The sequence below is a fragment of the Polymorphobacter sp. PAMC 29334 genome (assembly GCF_019431245.1).
Classification (GTDB): Bacteria; Pseudomonadota; Alphaproteobacteria; order Sphingomonadales; family Sphingomonadaceae; genus Polymorphobacter_B; species Polymorphobacter_B megasporae.
On the sequence record NZ_CP080242.1, the window covers coordinates 239,638 to 260,808 of the forward strand.

The 21,171-nt window shown below is 59.3% G+C and carries 16 protein-coding genes; 7 read left to right on the forward strand and 9 right to left on the reverse strand.

Annotated elements, in window-relative coordinates; translation table 11 throughout:
• Window positions 1-47 precede the first annotated feature (47 nt).
• Window positions 48-2,153 (forward strand): M3 family metallopeptidase, encoded by a 2,106-nt coding sequence (locus tag KZX46_RS01200; RefSeq protein WP_370647446.1) that lies wholly within the window; start codon window positions 48-50, stop codon window positions 2,151-2,153.
• A 284-nt stretch (window positions 2,154-2,437) separates the two neighbouring features.
• On the opposite strand, the gene KZX46_RS23355 is transcribed toward KZX46_RS01200, so the two are convergent.
• The 7 genes from KZX46_RS23355 to KZX46_RS01240 all read right to left on the reverse strand — a co-directional run bounded on the left by KZX46_RS23355 (window position 2,438) and on the right by KZX46_RS01240 (window position 8,542).
• The gene (locus KZX46_RS23355; RefSeq protein ID WP_370647436.1) at window positions 2,438-4,057 is read right to left on the reverse strand and encodes a LysR substrate-binding domain-containing protein; all 1,620 of its coding nucleotides are present in this window, start codon (window positions 4,055-4,057) and stop codon (window positions 2,438-2,440) included.
• A gap of 121 nt (window positions 4,058-4,178) precedes the next feature.
• Window positions 4,179-4,505: an HdeA/HdeB family chaperone gene (locus KZX46_RS01215; RefSeq protein ID WP_219774127.1), complete on the reverse strand. Its 327-nt coding sequence runs from the start codon at window positions 4,503-4,505 to the stop codon at window positions 4,179-4,181.
• A 153-nt stretch (window positions 4,506-4,658) separates the two neighbouring features.
• Window positions 4,659-4,997 (reverse strand): hypothetical protein, encoded by a 339-nt coding sequence (locus KZX46_RS01220; RefSeq protein WP_216711147.1) that lies wholly within the window; start codon window positions 4,995-4,997, stop codon window positions 4,659-4,661.
• Between the two features lie 771 nt (window positions 4,998-5,768).
• Window positions 5,769-6,146 carry a hypothetical protein gene (locus tag KZX46_RS01225; RefSeq protein ID WP_216711146.1) on the reverse strand — a complete coding sequence of 126 codons (378 nt, stop codon included), beginning with the start codon at window positions 6,144-6,146 and terminating at the stop codon, window positions 5,769-5,771.
• A gap of 150 nt (window positions 6,147-6,296) precedes the next feature.
• Window positions 6,297-7,136 carry a slipin family protein gene (locus KZX46_RS01230; RefSeq protein WP_219774215.1) on the reverse strand — a complete coding sequence of 280 codons (840 nt, stop codon included), beginning with the start codon at window positions 7,134-7,136 and terminating at the stop codon, window positions 6,297-6,299.
• A 134-nt stretch (window positions 7,137-7,270) separates the two neighbouring features.
• Complete coding sequence (locus KZX46_RS01235; protein WP_216711145.1) at window positions 7,271-7,507, reverse strand: SHOCT domain-containing protein; 237 nt, start codon at window positions 7,505-7,507, stop codon at window positions 7,271-7,273.
• Between the two features lie 267 nt (window positions 7,508-7,774).
• The gene (locus tag KZX46_RS01240) at window positions 7,775-8,542 is read right to left on the reverse strand and encodes a PRC-barrel domain-containing protein (RefSeq protein WP_216711144.1); all 768 of its coding nucleotides are present in this window, start codon (window positions 8,540-8,542) and stop codon (window positions 7,775-7,777) included.
• A gap of 234 nt (window positions 8,543-8,776) precedes the next feature.
• Here KZX46_RS01240 and KZX46_RS01245 point away from each other — a divergent pair, with 234 nt between their 5' ends.
• The 3 genes from KZX46_RS01245 to KZX46_RS01255 all read left to right on the forward strand — a co-directional run bounded on the left by KZX46_RS01245 (window position 8,777) and on the right by KZX46_RS01255 (window position 12,552).
• Window positions 8,777-9,346 (forward strand): hypothetical protein, encoded by a 570-nt coding sequence (locus tag KZX46_RS01245; RefSeq protein WP_216711143.1) that lies wholly within the window; start codon window positions 8,777-8,779, stop codon window positions 9,344-9,346.
• 522 nt (window positions 9,347-9,868) lie between these two features.
• Complete coding sequence (locus tag KZX46_RS01250; RefSeq protein WP_216711142.1) at window positions 9,869-10,747, forward strand: ADP-polyphosphate phosphotransferase; 879 nt, start codon at window positions 9,869-9,871, stop codon at window positions 10,745-10,747.
• Between the two features lie 179 nt (window positions 10,748-10,926).
• Window positions 10,927-12,552 (forward strand): Na+/H+ antiporter, encoded by a 1,626-nt coding sequence (locus tag KZX46_RS01255; RefSeq protein WP_216711141.1) that lies wholly within the window; start codon window positions 10,927-10,929, stop codon window positions 12,550-12,552.
• A 199-nt stretch (window positions 12,553-12,751) separates the two neighbouring features.
• Here the strand turns inward: KZX46_RS01255 and KZX46_RS01260 are convergent, their stop codons facing one another.
• On the reverse strand, window positions 12,752-17,038 hold the full coding sequence (locus KZX46_RS01260; RefSeq protein WP_216711140.1) for a chemotaxis protein CheB: 4,287 nt from the start codon (window positions 17,036-17,038) through the stop codon (window positions 12,752-12,754).
• A 183-nt stretch (window positions 17,039-17,221) separates the two neighbouring features.
• On the opposite strand from KZX46_RS01260, the gene KZX46_RS01265 reads away from it, so the two are divergent.
• Together KZX46_RS01265 and KZX46_RS01270 are read left to right on the forward strand one after the other, a co-directional pair.
• Window positions 17,222-17,581, forward strand: a complete 360-nt coding sequence (locus KZX46_RS01265) for a response regulator (protein ID WP_216711139.1) — start codon at window positions 17,222-17,224, stop codon at window positions 17,579-17,581.
• The gene (locus KZX46_RS01270) at window positions 17,574-18,191 is read left to right on the forward strand and encodes a chemotaxis protein CheB (RefSeq protein WP_370647437.1); all 618 of its coding nucleotides are present in this window, start codon (window positions 17,574-17,576) and stop codon (window positions 18,189-18,191) included. The genes KZX46_RS01265 and KZX46_RS01270 overlap by 8 nt, the downstream gene beginning before the upstream one ends.
• Window positions 18,192-18,688: 497 nt before the next feature.
• On the opposite strand, the gene KZX46_RS01275 is transcribed toward KZX46_RS01270, so the two are convergent.
• On the reverse strand, window positions 18,689-20,260 hold the full coding sequence (locus KZX46_RS01275; RefSeq protein WP_219774128.1) for an oleate hydratase: 1,572 nt from the start codon (window positions 20,258-20,260) through the stop codon (window positions 18,689-18,691).
• On the opposite strand from KZX46_RS01275, the gene KZX46_RS01280 reads away from it, so the two are divergent.
• Window positions 20,253-21,125 (forward strand): glutathione S-transferase, encoded by an 873-nt coding sequence (locus KZX46_RS01280; RefSeq protein ID WP_370647438.1) that lies wholly within the window; start codon window positions 20,253-20,255, stop codon window positions 21,123-21,125. The two genes, KZX46_RS01275 and KZX46_RS01280, sit on opposite strands and share 8 nt — an antisense overlap.
• The last annotated feature ends 46 nt before the right edge of the window (window positions 21,126-21,171 follow it).

Consider the following 21,171-nt stretch of genomic DNA (forward strand, 5'->3'; position numbering starts at 1 on the left):
AAAGGGATTTCCGAGTGAGAAGTCGCGGTCTTCGCAATGCCATATTGTTGCTTGGGGCCGGGTGGATCGCCCTGCCGGCGGTAGCGCAGGTTCCGGGTCAATCGCGCGCCAATCCGTTCGTGATGTCCAGCTCGTTACCGTTCGAGGCGCCGCGGTTCGATCTCATTAAAGACAGCGATTACCAGCCCGCCTTCGAGACGGCGATGGCCAATCATCTCGCCGAGGTGGGCGAAATCGCGAACAATCCCGACGCGCCAACCTTCGACAACACTATTGGCGCGCTGGAGAAGTCGGGCCGGATGCTCGATCGCGTCAGCCTCGCCTTCTTCGGCGTTGTCCAGGCCAACACCGACGATACGCTCGACAAGGTGCAGGAAGCCGAGGCGCCGAGGCTCTCGCAGCATCAGGATGCGATCAACCTCAACGCGAAGCTGTTCCAGCGTGTGAAGGCGCTGTGGGATAAGCGCGCCGCGCTCAAGCTGACACACGAACAGATGCAGGTACTCCAAATCTACTATGGCGGCTTCGTCCATACCGGCGCCCAGCTGTCGGTCGCCGATCAGACCAAGCTAAAGGCGCTCAACACTCAGCTCGCCAGCCTAGAAACGAGTTTCCAGCAGAAGCTGCTGGCCGCCGCCAAGGCCGGCGCGCTGGTTGTCGACGAGAAGTCCAGGCTCGCGGGGCTCGACGAGGGCAAGGTTGCGGCTGCGACGAACGATGCCAAGGGCCGAGGACTCGACGGCAAGTGGCTGATCCCGCTCCAGAACACGACGCAGCAGCCGAGCCTTGAGGACATGACCGACCGTGCGACGCGCGAGGCCCTGTTCGCGAACAGCGTGTCTCGCGCCGAGAAGGGTGACGTCAACGATACACGTCCGGTGATCCAGCAGCTGGCTATGCTGCGGGCGCAAAAGGCGCAGCTGCTCGGCTATCCGAACTGGGCCGCGTATACGCTCTACGATCAGATGGCGAAGACCCCACAGGCGGCCGAAGCCTTCATGCGCCAGCTCGCCGCCTCGACGGCGCCCGAGCAGAGGCGGGAAGCCGCCGAACTTCAGGCACAGATCGACAAGGACGGCGACAAGATTCGGTTAAAGCCGTGGGACTGGGACCATTATGCAGCGCAGGTGCGCCAGGCGAAGTATGATCTCGACCAGAGCGAGGTGAAGCCCTATTTCGAGCTGCACACCGTGCTGGAACAGGGCGTGTTCTATGCTGCCAACCAACTTTACGGTGTGACGTTCAAGCGCCGTACCGACATTCCCGTCTATCAGCCGGACGTGATGGTCTATACCGTTTATGACCGGGACGGTTCCGAACTTGGCCTGATGTATTTCGATTACTTCAAGCGCGATAACAAGTCGGGCGGCGCCTGGATGTCGAACTTTGTCGGGCAGTCCAAGCTGCTCGACACCAGGCCGGTGATTTACAACGTCGCCAATTTCCAGAAGCCGGCGGACGGCCAGCCCGCGCTGATCAGCTCGGACGACGTGACGACGATGTTCCACGAATTCGGCCACGCACTGCACGGCCTGTTCGCGAACCAGGTCTACCCGACCGTTTCGGGTACCAACACGGCGCGCGACTGGGTAGAGTTCCCGTCGCAGTTCAACGAGCATTGGGCGCTCGATCCCAAGGTGCTCGCCCATTATGCGAAGAACTACAAGACCGGCGTCGCCATCCCGCAGGCGCTCGTCGACAAGATCAAGAAGGCGGCCAACTTCAACCAGGGCTATGTGCTCGGCGAGGTGATCGCGGCGGCCATGCTCGACATGGACTGGCATTCGCTGCCGGCGAGCGCGGGCAAGCAGGACGTCGATCAGTTCGAGACGGCGGCCCTCGCGAAGACCGGCCTCGACGTGATCGACGTGCCGCCACGCTACAGGTCAAGCTATTTCCTTCACATCTGGGCAAACGGCTATTCGGCCGGCTATTACGCCTATCTATGGACCCAGATGCTGGAGCATGACTCCTATCACTGGTTTGTGGATCATGGCGGCCTAACCCGTGCGAACGGCCAGCGCTTCCGTGACATGATCCTGAGCAAGGGTCACACCGAGGATTACGGCCCGATGTTTCAGGCGTTCTACGGTAAGGACCCGGATGTCGGCCCGATGCTCGAAGAGCATGGGCTGGCGCCGGTCGCTAAGTAAGGCGGTCGCTAGCAGCCATCTCGGCCACCTGCCCGGACGGGAGGTGGCAGATTTGCTTAGAGCGCGGTCTGGGTAATGGTCGACGGCTCAACTAATGGGCCGTCGCTACCGATGAACAGCAATAGGTTCGCGCCGGAGTGCGCTCCGCGAACGTCTGCAATGCCGCATTAAATCCCGAGAGCGGTCAGACTGGTACCGGCCCCCCTCCGGCCGGGCAACTTCGTGTATTGATTGTCCCGCCTTCGCAACGCGGGTAGACCGCGCCCAACTTCGGCGGCCCGCGATTACGCGAACTGCGCTTGCAGGTTGCTGAGCAGCCAAGATCCAGCTCGGCCAAGATGCTGGTCGCGCATGTGCGCTGCATAGATGGTCAGCGATCCCTTTGGGCCGGCCGGATCGTCCGCGATGGCGAGTGGCACGAGCCGGGCCGCAGCGAGGTGCGGTGCCACGAGACGCTCGGGCATCCTGCACCACCCCATTCCTGCCAGCAGGAAGTCGAGGCGGCGGCCGAGATCGACGAAACGCCATTGGCGCGGTCCGACCACACCGTAACGCGGCCCCTCCGGCGCAGAGGGGTCGGACAGGACGAGCTGAACGTGCTCGGCCAAGTCGCTGCGGGTCACCGGTCGGTTGAGACGCGCTAGTGGATGATCGGCAGACACCACTGGAATGAGGTCGATGCCGAGCAGCGGGTGAGCGACGACATGCTCGGGAACGCTCGGCAGCAGGATGCACAACGCAAGCGTTGCCTCGCCGCGCCGCAGCCGCCGCTCGGCACCGCCCAGCCCCTCGGTCGAGAAGCTGACCGACAGGCAGGGGAACTCGGAGCGCAGCGCATGCAGGCTATCGATGAAGGCTTCGGTCGGTACTAGCGGGTCGATCGCGATCGCCAGTTCGGGTTCTACGCCATCGCGCGTCGCGGCGGCCATCGCCTCGAACCTTGCAGCTCCCGACAACACCGTGCGTGCCTGAGCAACAAGGACGCGTCCGGCGTCGGTCATCACCGGCCGAAAGCCCGAGCGATGCCCTGCGCATGCTCGAGCGTCGCGATCATCTGGCTGATCGCCGACTGTGCGCGATTTAGCCTGCGTCCGGCGGTGTTCGGGAAAGGCGTGTTTTAACGCGTTGATCACCAGCTCCGTGACGATAAGTCCGATGCTGACCGATGTATCGGGCGCGACGCTGCTGCCGTCGGCATCAACGGCGATAGCTAACTGATTGTGATCGGCAATCATCGAAGCTCCGATGCTGCGGCAAAGCTGATCAAGGTAAGTCTTAATAGCCACATCTGTCAGATTCGTAACAGCCAAGTGCCGCTGAAGCTCGGCAATCGACATCACTCGACTATGCGCGTTGGTGAGGTGATCGCGGAGCTCTTCAGATTGCGTCTTGCGCGCGCTTTGCATCAAGACGCTGGCGATGATCTGCAGGCTGTTGGCTACGCGATGCTGCAGTTCCTGCAACATGAGGGATTTATCACGGACCAGATCATCGCGCAGCCTATCATTGGCCCGCGCCTCGGTCACATCCGTTATGGAAACGAGCAAACGGACGGCCATTCGGTCGTCGTAATCGACACGATGAGCGCTGAGGCACAACCGGCGAGCACCGCGTTCCCTCAAGTTCAGGTCTAGTTCGTAGTCTTCGACCCTTGCGCCGCCCGAAGCCACCGCCGTCAGCAATGACCGTAGCCGTGGTGAGTCCCACTCCCCTCTTCCAAGCGAGAATATCGCTCGACCACCAACCTGGGCCGGATCGACGTTAAAGTCACGGCAGAATGCATTGCTTGCGGCAACAACGTCGAGATCGCCGTCGATTAGGAGTAACGGCATCGTGGCAGATGTCACCATAGCCACGGCGAGGGGAAGTCCGTCCGAGACTGAGGGCGGCACCGGAAAATTCATGGAATGGCACTTTCAGTGGACCGGTGCTCGCAAGTCGTTAGCAGCTCTCGATTTCACGTAAGATCACAGCATTGGAATGAAATCGCGGCATTAATGTCCACCCCGCGCTTAGATGAAACATCTAAAGGCGGCGATTCACCGAAGCCTCTAATTTTTTCCACGACGCATCAAGCTTTGCCCAGAACGAGGCTTGAGGAGCCGCCGAACACTGTTCCACTATGATCGGAACGACGCGGTCAACAGAAGTGACGTCAATGATCGCATCTTGAGGACGCCCCTTATGCTTCGCGCCTTCGGCCCAATAGACGACCTTCGGCCGCTGCACTTCCGTCAGGGACATGAAGTCACTGCACCTCATATCGCCGCGCAAAGGCGCAGCGGTCACCTGGGATGCAACGCCACCAATCGCGATCAAACAGCCGACCATCGCGGATCCTAAAACCTTCATCGCCGACACACTCCTAAATCATTGTTTGTCATGGATAAGTCGCGCTAAATGATTTGCGATGAGAGCCGCTAAGGTTATCAGGCCAAGGCCATTTGCACGATGAAACATCGCTCGTCAGATAATTCTCAGGTCCGTCGGACGGCGTCCGCAATGTTAATTGCTGACGATCAGTGTCGGAATTTCAAACGGGAAAGTTCTGATGCTTCCGTCCTTGCCTTCGACCGTGGCAACGCCAATTTCAAAATCCACGGCGACAACGCGCTTGGCAGCAAATTGTTTGGAGATGTTGTTCAGAAGCATGGTTTCGACGATACCACGCACTGTCTGCTTTCCCTTCAAACGAGCCTCGACCTGACTTCGTACCGTCGGCGACAGCTGCGCCAATTCTGCGCGCTGAAATGGTGTCGGCATTTCAGCGAAGGCCGTATCGGCCATGAGGAACGTTGTCGCGAGTGCGGCGCCAGCGATGACGCGTCCGGTAATATGTCGCATTTTTCAGCATCCTCGATAGACGACAAGTCTTCTACCGGTCCCGAGTGCGGGTCCGGCTTAGCGTTGGAAACCGTCTTACTAAGGCTTGGGTTAATATTGGAGGCTCGGAAAATACCTACGGTCTTCGGCGCTGACCCTTCGAAGATCATACCATTATCGCGCTGTAATTCCCAGGAGCAGCTAATCAAAGTCGATATGCCAATGTGAGCATTTTCCGAACCTGCAAGGCTTTCCGCAAACGGCCAAAACTGCACGACTTCGAATGCGTGTGTTCAGCTTCTCCGTGGCGCCGCGGGCTTGGCTCCCGATCATCGGAGGGGCCAATCGAGCCAATCTCGCTATGCGAAGGCCAAGCGCGATTATCATGCCGCAACGTATCACTACACCGTCCAGACGGCATTCCGCGAGGTTGTCGACGGGTTGGCCCGGCGCGGACCGATCGTCGCCAGCGCGCAGCGCAGGCTCCGCTGTTTAAATCATCGGCGACCAGCTACAACTTGCCGACGCCCAGTACCGCGTCGGTAGCGACGCTTTCTTCAAGCCCTGATCTCGCAGTCCAGGCTCTATCCGGCGCGCCAATCACAAGTGTCAACCATCCTCGCGGATCTTGATAGCCGTATTCACTCTACGATTGTATCGGATTGTATGATCCTATTTGAACCAATATTAAGGGCCATTGAAGTGTTCTCAAACGACCAGCATGAAAAGGGCTGCACGTCGCGACCGGCGGGAAAACAGCTGCAGACGCTCGAAATCACGTTAGGACAGGGATCAGTTGTAATTTTCTGCGATCTTGGCGACTCGAGTCGAGAAGGATTTCAGTGCATCTTGCTTTCCGGTTTCGTCGAGCGTCCGATCCGTTTTGATTTTTGGGCAGAAGCCGGTGATCAGATAGTTGACTATTTCGCTCGTAGCCGCTTTCGGATGGCGTGCCTTGATCGTAGCGACTGCCGTCGAGATATCGTTTTCGCTACCCGCACCGAGCCGTTCACCGGCGATCGCAATTTGCTTCGGCGATTCACCTAACGTGCTGCCGGCGTTACGACCTTCGGGCAGCGGACATTGCAATTTGGTTTGTGGATGAGAGCAGCTGGTAACGAGTCCGATTAGACATAGCTGGAAGAGATAGGGAGCCACCAAGCGTTTCACGATCATCCTTTCTAAAAGGCAGTTTCTGCTTCTCGTCTGCCCTGCGGGCTTCAACATCAGAAGCCAACGTCGGCCGTCAGCAGAGTAATGACGACTTTGTAAAAGCTCAGCCGGTTGTCAGCCGCAGTGCGGTTCCGAGGCCTGGCTGACCTATCGACTTGCGATGGCGTGCGCAGATTGCGGGGTGGCAGGCGGAGCGACCGGTCTCGCGTCTCCATTCGCTTTGGCGGTCTTCGCGGCCTGCTCGCGCAGGTCGAGGAAAGGCTTGATGATGTCGATCGGCATCGGAAAGATGATCGTCGAGTTCTGCTCGGCGCCGATCTCGGTCAGCGTCTGCAAGTAGCGGAGCTGCATCGCGGCAGGAATACTCGAGAGAATCGTGGCAGCGTTGACCAGTGTCTGCGACGCTTGGAACTCGGCTTCGGCGTGGATGATCTTGGCGCGGCGGTCGCGTTCGGCCTCGGCCTGCTTGGCGATCGCGCGGACCATATTCTCGGTCAGCTCGACTGTCCTGATCTCGACGTTGCTGACCTTGATCCCACAAGTCTCGGTCTGGGCGTCGAGGATGCTCTGCACGTCTGCGCTGAGCTTCTTGCGCTCGGAAAGCATCTCGTCGAGTTCATGTTGTCCGAGGACGGCACGAAGCGTCGTCTGGGCGAGCATATTGGTCGCCGGCAAGTAGCTTTGGACCTGGATTATGGCCCGTTCGGGGTCGACGACCTTAAAATACAGCACCGCGTCGACCTTCATCGACACGTTGTCGCGCGAGATGACATCCTGAGTGGGGATTTCGATGACCTGAATTCGCAGGTCAACGCGCACCATTTCCTGGATGAACGGGATCAGCAAGACCACGCCCGGCCCTTTCACTGCTTGGAATTTGCCCAGCGTGAAGACAACCGCGCGCTCATACTGGCGCAAAATCTTGATCGTCGCAAACAGGCAGGCAACCGCGAAGACGACCAGCAACGAACCGAGGTAGAACGACATAGGAAACATCTGCCTATACCTTCAATATTCGCCTGAGAATTTCTCGGGAGTGAAAGCCATTCCGTTTTTAATCGTCATCGGCTTCGACGCTAACCGGGCTCTCGCGATAGTTACGGGCCGCATCGCCTGCGTGATCATTTTGCGAGTATATCCGCCTTCAACTGCACGAACTGCTCGCGGGTGATTTCACCCCGCGCATATCGCTCGTTGAGAATATCGAGCCCGCTATTGGTTATACCGGAATCGTATCTCCGATGGGCGCGATAGGTGTAACCCCAGTTGCCAAGACCTGAAAAGAACAGGAAGATAAACCCAAACCACAGGATCCAACCCCAACCGAAGTACCAGTCGTTCCAGTAGGTGTGAGTCATCTGCGGAGTCCTCAAATCAAGCAGCAGTTCACTAGGCCGGGCATCAGCGCGAACTCACCACCATGGGCCAAAGTACCCAGCTACCGATTAGCGTTCGCAAGTCGGATTAATACCGACTTTCACGTCACAACCGCTGGATTAGCAACGCTGCCAATTTAGGCCCCATCGTGGGATGTGATAGGTTCGGAAACTACTCAGCTACCACATTAGGCGCGCAAATTTGCCGCTGTGTGCACGACCGTGATACCGTGCGTCGCTTGCGGTCGGCTATGCCGGTTCCAATGCCAGCAAGTCGTCATAGTAACCGTGAAATTGACGTTCATAGGCACGATCAACCGCTTCCGAGCCGTCATACGCAGGGCTGTCCTTGATCTGCTGACGGGTAACGTCGAGATCAACGGTCCGACCAGGCCAATTAGTTTTCAAGACCGACCGTGGCGAAACAAGAACCGCCTTCCCGAACCACCACACAGAAGTGTCGGCGATCAGATAGTGGATACTCCAGTCGCCATCCTCGACAAGGAAATCTGCAACGCAGCCGATCGTGCCATCGGAGGCGTGAATATGATACCCGTCGACTTCGTGCACGCTGCGGAGGTGTCCATCGCTCGCGTTCTCCGGGCCTTTGCTAATAGCCGGTCCGGGCGCGAGCCGAGATGCCGGCTCGACGAGCGATCCAGCATCGGAGTACCCTCCCGTATAAAAACTTTTCGACCAATACGGTCTCCAGCCGTAGTAATTGTAAAGGTCCTTTTCCGTCGCTCGCGAGACGGGCTCGTCGGATTCGACGCCAGGGCTATCTTTGATTTGCTGTCTGGACAGTCGCACGGCGTATTGGTGGCTGACATCATTGGCATAACTCAGGGCGGAGGGCGGAATCAGCACCTTGCGTCCGGGGAGGAGGTCGCCGGTATCCACGACCAGCCAGCGCACCAGCCATGTAATATCGTCGAAGAGGAGATCGACGGTTGACCCGATCGGCCCGTCGGTCGCTACGATGGTGCAGCCTCGAATTTGCGAGCTTCGGATCAACATATCGGGTTCCCAGCCCGCAATCGAGCCTAGCTTGATATGCACAGGAAAAGGTAGATCGGGAGGACTCGGAATCTACGCAGTCCACCCCGATTGTAGCTCGGCAAAAAGCCAATTCCGCCTCGCTTGCACGTCAACCATCAAAAATTACGCTTTTTTACGACATAGGTAGTTTCCGATGCTGAACATCGGCGGCTTTGGCGCTTTATTAGATCTTAGGCATTTTGTTTTTATTACGTGCTCCGCGATACCGAAGACTCAATCAACGGCCGTATCCGTCGATTAAAGGTGAATCTTATGGCTGGAAGCTCTCAATCAACGTCGGCTTTGACCCTGCGGCCTGACTTCGATGCTTTTCTGTTCGCGAGGGTCGATGAGGTTGCGCGCGACGTTCCGCTAAGAGTAGTCTCCGTGCTGGCGCGCCTTGATCTCGACCCATGGGCGGAGGCTGCTGAGCTGACACAAATGCCCAAGGATACCGCAGTTCACCGGCTGACCGCTCTGTTAAACATTCTACCAGATGGTCCGTCCACCGAAACAGAATCGCAAACAATCGCCGCGCGCCTGATAAGCTTGTTGCCCGGTTCGGCCGGCCGTCCCCGCGGCTGGTCCTCGCCCAGCACCGAGGAAGGCGTTCCCGCAGGGGTCAATTTCGCTCTATTAGTTATGATCTCCATGTTCATGATGATGATCATCTCAGCCACAATGCATCTCGCCAGCCGTCCGATGCCGGGCGATGCCAAGGCGGTGCCGGCGGGCCCTCCGGTATCGCCCGTTGCAGAGCGACCGTCAGGCACGTTACCCTGAACACTTTTTAGCCATCAAGCGGCCGACACGATCACGATTACCTCACGAACGCCGGCGAAGTGCTCACTAGCACCGGCTTGGCTGAACGGCCCGCAAGATGACCGCGTCGAAGCCATGTCCGAGAAATCGGGAGTTCGACAATGGTGGAGGTACAAGGAACAGTGCCGCACGCAACGCATCCCACGCGGCAGCGGCGAAGGGCAATGAATATCCGTCGCGAAAAGAGGCGGTCAGCGCAACGCCGGGTTCGCTGCCCTCTTTTCTCGAAGTTCGGTGAGATTCGTTCGCTCATATTCCTGAATAACTCGCGCGGAGTCGAAACTTATGGTCAGGCAAGTAATCGCGGCCGCAGAGCTCTCCGATGCGCGTGCACGATCAACCGAACTTTGCGTTGCGCCTGCAGCCTGAGCGGCAGCGCCGGCAGAGCCGAAGCCGCATCGATAGCCAAGAACGCCCGCCGTGAAAGCCGTTGAGGACCGCACGAGCCAGACCTTGCACCCCTACGCTGTCGAAAGAACGAAGATGAAGATCCATACCGGCGAATTCCGCGTGCATGAGGACGCGACGGTCGATCTCGCCGATTGGCCGACGAACGTCGATCCGGTCTACAAATCGAAGAAGCAATACAAAGCGCTACTCCAAAAACATGTCGACCGGCTTAGCGATGCTCAGCGCCTACACTACGCATCCAACCGCCATGCCCTGCTCCTGATTTTCCAGGCGATGGACGCGGCGGGCAAGGACGGGGCGATTCGACACGTCATGTCCGGCGTCAATCCGCAGGGGTGCCAGGTCTTCAGCTTCAAGCATCCAAGCGCTGCCGAGCTGGAACATGATTTTCTCTGGCGTACCACCCGCGATCTGCCAGAGCGGGGCCGGATCGGGATATTTAACCGGTCCTATTACGAGGAGGTGTTAATCACACGCGTCCATCCCGCAATTCTGACTGCTGAAGGGCTTCCGGATCAAGTCGCGAACGACGACAGCCTATGGCACGACCGTTACCGTTCGATCCGCGACCTCGAGAGACACCTCCACAGCAACGGAACACGCATCATCAAGTTCTTCCTCCATCTGTCGAAGGACGAGCAGCGCAAGCGGTTCCTCGCGCGGATCGACGAGCCTGAAAAGAACTGGAAGTTCAGCATGAACGACATCGTCGAACGCGGCTTCTGGAACGACTACATGAAGGTCTATGGCGAGTGTCTCGGCGCGACCAGCGGCGCGGATGCGCCATGGTACGTCGTGCCGGCCGATGACAAGGAAAACGCTCGGCTGATCGTCTCCCAGATCATCCTCGACACTCTCGATAGCTTGAAGATGGCATATCCGAAAACGACCGTTGCCCGTCGGAAAGAGTTGATGGCGATTCGCAAGAACCTTGAAACGTCGAAGGGTTGATCGGTGAACTTCATGGAGTTTGCGCATCACAGAAGTTTCGATTGCCAATATGGTCTCACTGTCCGTTGACGACGGTCTCGCAATGGCGGCAAGCGCGGGAGCCGAAACGTTAGCTAGAAAGTTCAAAAGTTCGTTTGGTCGGATTGACCGCGCGCATTCCGCGCGCCAGGAATTGAGCGTTGGAAATAATCACGATCGTTCTTGCGCTCCTGGTTGCCGTTGTCGCCAGCGGGATTGCGTCACGCCTCCTACCACTCCCAATACCCCTCCCCCTCGTTCAGATCGTGCTTGGCGGGGTGATTGGCCTGGCGGGCGACTGGCGGGTGACGCTGAACCCAATTGTTTTCTTCTTGCTGCTTCTGCCGCCGCTGTTGTTCCTTGATGGCTGGCGCATCCCACGTGAGAAGGTCCTGCACGATGCTCGACCTATTTTGGGCCTGGCACTGGGGCTTGTCGTTTTCACGGTGTTCGGCGCAGGATGGTTCATCCACTGGCTGATACCGGCAATGCCGTTGCCTGTTGCATTCGCGCTGGCAGCGGTGATTTCACCGACCGATCCTATAGCGGTTTCGTCGATCGCGCAGCGCGTGCCCATTCCCGACAGGATGATGCACATTCTGGAAGGCGAGTCGCTTCTCAACGATGCGTCGGGCCTGGTCTGCCTGCGCTTCGCGATCGCCGCAGCGCTGACCGGCACATTTTCGCTTTCGAGTGCGGCACTCGAATTCCTGTGGCTCGCGGTGGGAGGGCTCGCGATCGGTGCGGGGCTAACTTGGGTCGTCGGTCGAACAAAGAACTTGATCAGCCGACGACTTGGTGAGGATAGCGGCTCCCAGATTTTGATTAGCCTTCTGATCCCGTATGGGTCCTATCTCCTGGCTGAGCGGAGTCACTGTTCAGGGATCCTCGCCGCTGTCGCCGCCGGTCTGACGATGAGCGTCATCGAAGGGGGCGGGCAGGCGCTGGCCACCACGCGCCTGCGTCGCAGTACTGTCTGGGACATAATCCAATTGATCGCGAACGGCATCATCTTCGTCCTATTGGGCGAACAACTGCCGACGATCCTTGCGCGTGTGGGCGATACGGTTCGGCTCGCGGGACACCAGACGCCTTGGTGGTTGGCCTTCTATGTGCTGGCAATAACGCTCGGCCTTGGGACACTGCGATGCGCCTGGGTTTACGTCTCGTTGCGGGTCACCCTATTCCGGAGAAAGGGGGCGTCGGCACCACCCAACTGGCGCGTCGTTGCGGCCATGTCCTTTGCCGGCGTGCGAGGAGCTATTACGCTGGCCGGCGTCCTTACCATTCCACTGACGCTGGCCAATGGATCGCCGTTTCCTGCACGCAACCTGGCGATCTTCCTGGCGAGTGGCGTGATCGTCACCTCGCTGGTTGCGGCAAGCATCGCCTTGCCTTGGCTTCTCGCCGGTCTACAGATGCCGCCAGAGCCTTTGCGGCAGATTGAGGAAGATACCGCGCGGATTGGCGCGGCGAAGGCGGCCATCGCTGAGATCGACCGGGTCCAAAATAGCCGTGCTAAAGGAAGCAGCGACGCGGACCTCTATGTCGCCGCCGCCGCGAGGGTGATGGCAAGCTACCGGCAGCGCATCGACAACCGTGAGGGCAACGCGGAGGCCAACGCATTGGGCCGGCTATCCGAAAAGATCGAGCTTGACCTGCGGCTCGCAGCGCTGAGGGCCGAACGAGCCGAACTGTTTCGAATGGTTCGACGAGGCAAGATTGCGAGCGATGTTGCCCGAAAGCTGGTCAGGGAGTTGGACTTGGTTGAAACGCGTTATGCATAATGGAGCCGCTGGAATTTCATTGGCACCAAAGTAGAGGTCATCTCTCAGCTGGTCGACTGCGAAATCTGAATTGAACCCGACGACTCGAGGTGCACGTACAGACCGGCGTCGATTGAGCTGACGAATGAAAGCGTTGCAGCGTACGTAAGTCAGGCTTTGTTTCGCACGAGCTCGCAGTGAGGCGCTTCGGAGTTTCGCATCAGATGCTAGGGGCCAGCGATTCTCGCGCGGAGAGCGCCATCCGCGCGAGCTCGGGCAATGATTTCGTGTTCGTCTTGTGCATGATCGCCGCTCGATGGTTTTCGACTGTACGCTGACTGATATGTAGGTCTGCAGCGATGTTCTTGCTTGGATGGCCGGCAAGCACGAGGGTCATGATCTGATGCTGACGCGGTGTCAGTCGGGCGACATACTCTGCCGCTGACGCGCGTCGCCGCGCCAGTGCCGCATCGTCGTGATCTGTATCAAGCGCCCGATTGACCGCCGCGACCAACGCGGCTGCGCCGATCGGCTTCTCGAGAAAGTCAATAGCACCGGCTTTCATCGCTTCGATCGCCATTCCGACGTCGCTTTCGCCGGTCATAATGACGGTTGCCAGGGCATGGCCGTCCGCACGTAGGCGGCGCAGCAGATCGAGGCCGCTCAGACCAGGCATATAGGCGTCGAGCAGCAGACATCCGGCGGTATCGTTCGTGTAGCGACTGAGAAATTTCTCGCCCGACGCGAATGTCTCAACTGTGTGGTCGCTACCTTCAAGCACGTCGCGGATGCTATCGCGGACCCCACGGTCGTCATCGACGACGAAGACGGTTCCCAAATTATGCTTGCGAATTAATTTCGACGGTTCGCCTTTGCCCGATAGCATTTGAGCGATCGCCTCGAGCAATTTGCCGATCTTGACCGGCTTGCTCATCTGGCGGCAGTCGTGAGAGGCGACATCGCGCAGCGTTTCAGTCGAGATTTCGCCGGTGAGCACGATGACAGGCGTCGCAACGTTGGCGAGTGACCGGAGGTGGAGGGCCATTTCAAGCCCGTTGAGATCACCGGGCAAGTTATAATCCGTCAGGATTAGATCCGGACGAACGCCGGTCTGCAATAAGACCGCCGCCGCGCCATCCCTCGCAACGAGTGTGTCGTGACCGGCGTCGCGAAGCGCCATATCGAGCAGGTCACGAATTTCCGGATCATCCTCAACGAGTAGGATCAGCGCCTTTTGTTCGGGAAGCGGCTGTGGAAGTGGCTCGGTAACCGCCCGAACCGGTGCGTTGGCGGCGATCGGCACTTCGAGCCAGAAGATCGAGCCGCGTCCAAGCTGCGAGCGCACATGAACCGGGTGGCCAAGAAGGTCACCGAGCCGGCGGACGATCGCCAGCCCGAGGCCGAGGCCGCGGCTGCGTTCTCGGGCGGAATTGTCGAGCTGTTCGTATTCGCCGAAAATACGGCCAAGTTCGGCTTCCGGAATGCCGATGCCGGTGTCTAGCACCTCTACCCTGAGCATCTCGCCATGTCGGCGGCAGCCCAGCAACACCTTGCCGTTTGAAGTATATTTCAGCGCGTTCGATAACAGGTTGCGCAGAATCTGCTCAAGCAGTCGCGGATCGCTCGTTACTAGTTGTGTGGACCCGACAACCCGCAATACGAGCCGTTTCGCCTCGGCGTGGTACGTAAACTCATCCCGCAACCGCTCGAGCAGGGGGCCGATCGCGAGGCTTTCGGTCTGCGCGCGCAATGTGCCGGCCTCGATCTGATTGATGTCGAGCAGCGTGTTGAGCAACCCCGTCATCGCGCCAAGCGTCTCGTCGAACCGGGCAACCAGATGCTGTCCACGATCGTCGTCGACACGGTTCGCAAGCAACCCCTGAATCAGTGCCAATGTTTGCAGCGGCTGGCGCAGGTCGTGGCTGGCGGCGGCGAGAAAACGGGATTTGGCAAGGTTGGCCTCGTCTGCTGTGCGCCGCGCGGAGTCGAGTGCGGCAGCAACGCGTTTGCGTTCGGTGATGTCGGCGAAAGTGATAACGACACCCTCAATGCTGCTGTCCTGCGCCCGGTAGGGAAGTACCGTGCGACACCATTCTCCCGCGGCGGTCACCACCTCGCGCTCGATTGCGGCTTGGCCGGCCATCACTGCCCGGGCATCGTCGGCCAACGCTGCGTCCGCCGCGAACGAATGAAGGTCGGACAACGGCCGCCCAATGTCGCCGGTGATGACATGAAACAGCGCCCTCGTCGCGGGGGTGAAGAAGCGGATCTTCAGTTCTTTATCGAGGAAGAGTGTCGCGACGTCGGTGCTGTAAAGAACGTTCTGCAGATCGTTCGAGGTCGTTCGTTGCGACCCGAGCGTTTCCTGAAGCTGGCCATTGAGGGCAGTCAGCTCTTCGTTGAGAGACTGGAGTTCCTCTTTCGAGGTTAGTAGTTCCTCATTGGTCGATTGGAACTCCTCATTGACCGACAGTGCCTCCTCGTTGACCGATTTCTGGTCGTCGGCGGCGTGCTCCAGATCATCAAGCGCCGAACGCAATTCGAGCCGGGTCGCGGCTAGCTCGTGTTCGAGTTCGGCGATGCGGGTCGCTTCTGGCGCTGAGAGCAGCGTGGGCTGTTTCGCGTTCGCAAGTCGGTCGACGAAGCAGACCAGCGACATCGCCTCCCCGGACGCGACCACGGGCCGGACGACGATGGTATAGCCGGGGCGATCAGCGGTGCCGCGAGGACCGGTAACATCAACTGGTTTGTTGTCGGCGGTGGCTCTACCGATTGCCGCTCGCAGCTTGGCCCGCAGGCTCGGAGCAACCAATCCGCCGATATCGATCGACGGCTGTCCAGCGGATACGGTTAGATATCTTTCGACCGGACCGAGCGAATACAGGACGGTTTGGCGTGCATCGATCAATACGGCAGCGGGGGCATAGTTTTCGAGGACCAGCTTGCGACACACCTCGGCATACAGAGGTATCCGGCGTGGCGTTGGCGTCCCGGTTCGCGACGACACGCGGGCGGCATCGTGCGTCGTCTGGACGCCGAAGCCGCCGGGACGATGGCGGCCAACATGTCGGTACAGGCAAGCGGTTTTCGACACCAGTTCGAAGCGACCGTCGATCTCACCGGGCGTCTCGGCGCAGCCCAGCAGCAGCAGCCCGCCCTCGCGCAGCGAGAAATGCAGCAGCGCGATCACCTTCGCCTGTGCGTCCCGGCCAAGGTAGATCAGCAGATTGCGGCACGACACCATGTCGAGCCGCGAGAACGGCGGATCGGCGAGTAAATCCTGAACGGTGAACACCACTGTCTGACGGAGTTCGGGCAGCGCGCGGTAGGTCTCGTCTTCGCGGACGAAGAAGCGCGCCAACCGTGTGCGCGACACATCGCGTTCAATCGTCTTCGGGTAGATACCGGCGCGAGCCGTCGTCACTGCATCGCCGTCGACGTCGGAGGCGAACATCTGCAGACGCACGCCCCGCTTGTCGTTTGCAATTGCCTCGTGGAACAGCATCGCCAGCGAATAGGTCTCCTCACCGGTACTGCATCCTGCGGTCCACACCCGCAGCGGCCGATCGGCGGGCTGAGCGCGAACCAGTTCGGGAATGATTGTCTGCGCCAATTCGTCGAAGACCGTGGCGTCGCGGAAGAAGCTGGTGACGTTGATTAGAAGGTCCTTGGCGAGAGCGGTCCGCTCGTCCTCGTTACCGCGCAACAGGTCGAGGTAGCGGGCGCGCTCCGTCAGCTTGATGCCGGCTAAGCCCATCCGCCGCTCGATCCGCCGCTGGAGCGTGCCGGTCTTGTACGGGTGGAAGTCATGCGCCGTGCTCGTCTGTAACATGTCGACGATCTTAGTCAGCCACGCTGGCGCCGTATCGTCCGCGTCATCTGGCGCGGTTTCGGCGGGCTTGGCCGTCGTTACGGAACCGCGTGGCGTGGAGAGCGCGGCCGGCATGTCGGCAATTCGGCAAATTCGGTCGACGTGCCCGGTGTCGATCGCTGCTTGAGGCATCCCGGGGAAGTTCGCCTCTTTCGGGTCTTGCGCGAGCACCCGCCCGCCGGCTGCGTGAAGTGCAGCAAGCCCAACACTACCGTCGCTTCCGGTGCCCGACAGGATGATCGCCGTCACGTGGGTCGCATCGCCGAACGCGAGCGATCGGAGGAGGTCATCGATCAATTGGCGGATACCCTTGGCCGTCTCGGGCGGTCCGGTGTGCAGGTGTCCATTCGCCACCGTGAGAGTGGTTCCGGGCGCGATAACATAGACGTGGTTCGGTTCGATCGACGTGTCGTGCCGCGCTTCATCGACCGGCATCGCCGTGTGGCGCGCAAGCAATTCGACCAAAAGGCTGTCGTGCAACGGATCGAGATGCTGGACGATGATAAAAGCGCAGCCCGTGTCGGGTGCGAGAACGTCGAGTAGCAGGCGGCAAGCTTCCAGACCGCCCGCCGAAGCGCCGATTGCGACGATGGGGCATAATGCGTTGGACGATTTACGGCTGCTTGCGGTCGACATCGTAGACGACCCTTCCTTCCGCCGACCGGCGGCCAGATGAGGTAACACGTCATCGGGGAAAATGTCCCGAAGTTAATTTACGGCTTATGGGTAGATTCCGAAGCTGGCAAGCGAAGCACTCCCATGGAATTTCCTTGGTGAGCACATTGGTCCGGTTCGCGGCCGAGGCGGGGACGTTAGCCGATGGGTCTGAACATTCTTATCGTCGAAGACGAGGCAGTCATTGGCCTACTGCTTGGCGAAGTGCTGGCTGAGATGGGCCATCAAGTCTGCGGAATTGCAGCAACGGCAACCGAGGCGATCGCTGTGGCTACTATGCACCGTCCGGATTTGATGATCGTCGACATCAATCTCGCGGGCAAGAACGGCAGTGCTGACGTCGCAGATCTCCGAGCACAATCGCCAACGCCGTGTCTCTTAGTCGGCGGTGACGAGAATATTCTGGAGGTCTTTGCCGGGCGTGGCGACGCCTTGGTCAAGCGTTATCAGCCACAGCAGAGCGAGATCGCTATAATGCGCGAGCTCATCGCCGCCCTTGCTTAAGCCGGTGCCCGCTCGTGAGGTGCCAATCATATGCGTTGGTGGCTCAGCAGGGGGATTGGACGCATATCAGCGCCTTCTGGACCATTTGCCGGTGGATCTCGGGGCGGCAGTCGTCATCGTAAATCATCTCAGGACAGTATCGACGCTGCTTCACGAGATACTCCCACGCCACACGCGCATGCCGGTCGATCTTATCGTTGACGGTCTCGACATTCGACCTAATCGTGTTTTCATCATTCCGCCGCAGCGAGACCTGCACGTCTTGAACGGCGAGTTCCGGTTGCGACCAATATCCAAACCGCGGGGATGGCCAGACGTGATCACGGTCTTTTTGCGGTCGTTGACAAAGCACTGGCATGGCAAACTCGTCGCGGTAATCGTGTCAGGTTATGATGGCGACGGTGCCGACGCATTATGCCAAATCCGCGAGGTTGGCGGTATAACGATTGCTCAGTCGCCCGCCTCGGCAGGCCAGCCAGATATGCCAGATAGCGCCATTGCGAGCGGATGCGTCGATTTCGTTCTGGCACCCGAGCAGATCGCTGCGCAGATTTCCGGCCTGATCAGATCTCCGCCTTTCCGCGAAACGAAACGGTCGCAGTGCGTTTAATGGGTTACGTCCTAACCAGCTGAGGATCGGTTTCGTTATATGTCAGAAACGGATAAGCCGCTGTATGAGCAGATGACCGATGCAATGGGGGCCATTCGCAGACAATTGGACCTACTTCGCTTAGGGCCGAGCGTCGGCGGTCCCTCCGATGACCGCAACGTAATCGCAAATCTTGAAGCTGAGTTTCAGTCGTTGAGAGTAGGTCGGGCCAACCTGGGCCCCGACGATCGCTGAGCCGCCCCTGATTAGATGTGTTAGCAGCTGATTTGTGGTGAAATCGTGTTGGAGTGTGCAATACTTGCGGCATCTGCTCGGAACACGCCGTTGACACGTGCTCACCCGCAAGCCGCAGGTATCCTCACTCAGGTGGCTAGACATCACCACCCAGCGGTCGACGCCTACTGAGAAGCTCTCATCGTCCACCTAGGCACGAATATGACGAGGTTCCAGTTCGACAGCGATCCAAACCCGATAGTCCATAGAGCGAAAGTTGCACGCTACCGATGCAACGTCCGGATCGCATCGACGATCACTTTCGGGCTGTGCAGACCTTTGTACACCGGCGGTGGGGTCTTATCGATCTTGAGCAGCGTATAGACTGCGGTCATCGCGCAGCGCACGGAATATTCTACCGTGAACACCACGTCGTCGGGCTGCTCGGCGTATTGGCCGAGAAAGGCGAGGTTGGTCGATCCATCGGGGACCACCTTTGGCCGGTCGCCGAGCTTACGCATCATGAATTGGCTGGTGATATAAGGCATCGCGCAGGGGATACAGATCGATGCCGCCACGACCGCGGCCTGGTCCGCCGCAACAAAGTTTAGATGGCCGAGCACTTCCTCGAGGATTTCGGCACCGGTGCACTCGACCATCGGTTTCTTGACGAAATCGCCCGGGCGATCATGGAACAGGCCATAGCCCCACCACACCGCAACGCTTTCGGGCTGGTTCGGGAAGAACGGCTGATGATAGATCGAGATGGTGATCAACCAGCTCGAGTCCTTGAAGGTGATGAGCCCGCCGGTGCCGGCCGCGCTGCCGCTGAAGCGTTCCATTAACTGCAGGAACAGCGGGTCCTTGACCGTGACGGTGTACGAGATCCACGAGCTTTCAGCGAGGTTGCCGTTGAACGCGGCCGGATTGCCGAAAGCCGGGCGTCCCTGCGCGAGCTTTTCCCACAGGTTCCACGCACCCGAATGGTTGCTCGGATTAAGGCCGGGCGCTTTCGTCATCGATCCGAACACCTTGTCGGCGGTCATCGAGCCGTTGGTGACGAACACGCGGTCGTCGGGGGCGACCGGAATGATCGCGGTGCCGTCGGCGCCGCGCGTGGTGATGCTGGTGACGGTGATCGCGTCGCTGCCCGACGCGAACCCCAGATCTTCGACGCGGACGCCATAACGGAACTGCACTCCGCGCGCCTTGAGCCAGGTGACGATAGGCACGATGATGCCGTCATACTGATTATAGACGGTGCGATAGATGTCGTGCTGCACATCGATCGTCGAGAAGTGATGCACGAACCGCCGCAGGTAGCGCCTGAACTCGATCGCGCTGTGCCAGGATTCGAAGGCGAACAGTGTGCACCATTCCATCCAAAAATTAGTCTCGAAGAAGTGCCGTTCGAAGCAATCGGTGATGCGCTTGTCGTCGAGCAGGCTCTCGGGCTCGGCGATCAGCTTGGTCAGATCGATCCGGTCGCGCTCAGTGAAGCCCATCGTGTGGGCGTCGGGGATGCTGCCGTCGCGACTGACTAGGCGAGCTTTGGCGTCCCACGGCCATTTGGCGGCGGCGCGGTTCGTTTCTTGCGTCACCGACATGGTCGGGTCGGTCGCCGAGGGAATCGAATCCAGCAGATCAAAGGTGCAAAGGTACTTTGCCTCGAACATGCGGCTACCGCTCATGAAATAGCCGTTCTCGGCATCGCCGTGGGCATCGAATGCACCGCCGGTCTGATGGCTTTCTTCGAGGATCGTTATGTCCTTGCCCTCGACCGCGGCGTCGCGAATGAGGATCACCGCGCCGGCTAGGGATGCGATGCCGCTGCCGACGAAGGTGTGCGTGGCCATCCAGGAACGTCCTTTTTTAAGGGCTCAAACTACCAGAGTCGCTGCGGCGCCCGGCAGCCTCGGAAATTACCTAGGGTCGCGTAAATGCGACGGCATCGACAAGTCGAACGTTCGTCCGTCGGCGGCGTTATGGTCGTTATCCCGATTTGACTGGAACACCTGCATGGCGGACTATGACCTCTACTATTGGCCGGTACCGTTCCTGGGCCAATTTGTGCGCGCGGTCTTGGCGCATTCGGGCAAAACCTGGACCGAAAGCGACCCTGCCGCGATTGCGACACTGATGGACGGGCCTGTAACGCGGATGGCGGTCCCGTTTATGGGCCCGCCACTGCTCGTCGACAAAAAGACTGACTTCGCTATCGCCGAGATGCCCGCCATTTTACTATATCTCGGCGAGACGCTTGACTTGATGCCATCCACCGCTGGCCGTCGAGCCATGAGCATGAAGACGATCAACGACGCCAACGACGTCATCGACGAAATCAATCTCGATGGAGGCCGCCAAATGTGGACGGTCAAACGCTGGGCCGATTTCGTTCCGCGTCTAAAGCGATGGATGGCGTTCTGGGAGGAAACCGGCAGGCGTCACGGCCTAACGGCACACGCGGGCTACCTGTTGGGTGGTGCGACTCCAGGTGTCGCCGACGTCGTAACAGCCACTCTCTGGTCGACAATGACCGATCGTTTTCGACCGATCCACACTATGCTTGAGGATGCCGCGCCAATGACTGCCGCTCTGTCGCGGCGTATTTCCGCGCTCCCCGCTCTAGCGGATCTCACGGCTAAGGCGAAGCAGGACTATGGCGACGCCTTTTGCGGCGGCGAGATCGAGGCGTCGCTGCGCGACGTGATAGAGTCTTGAGACGCGCGCGCGCGCTGGGGGTGATAGCCCCCACAAACTGTCCTGG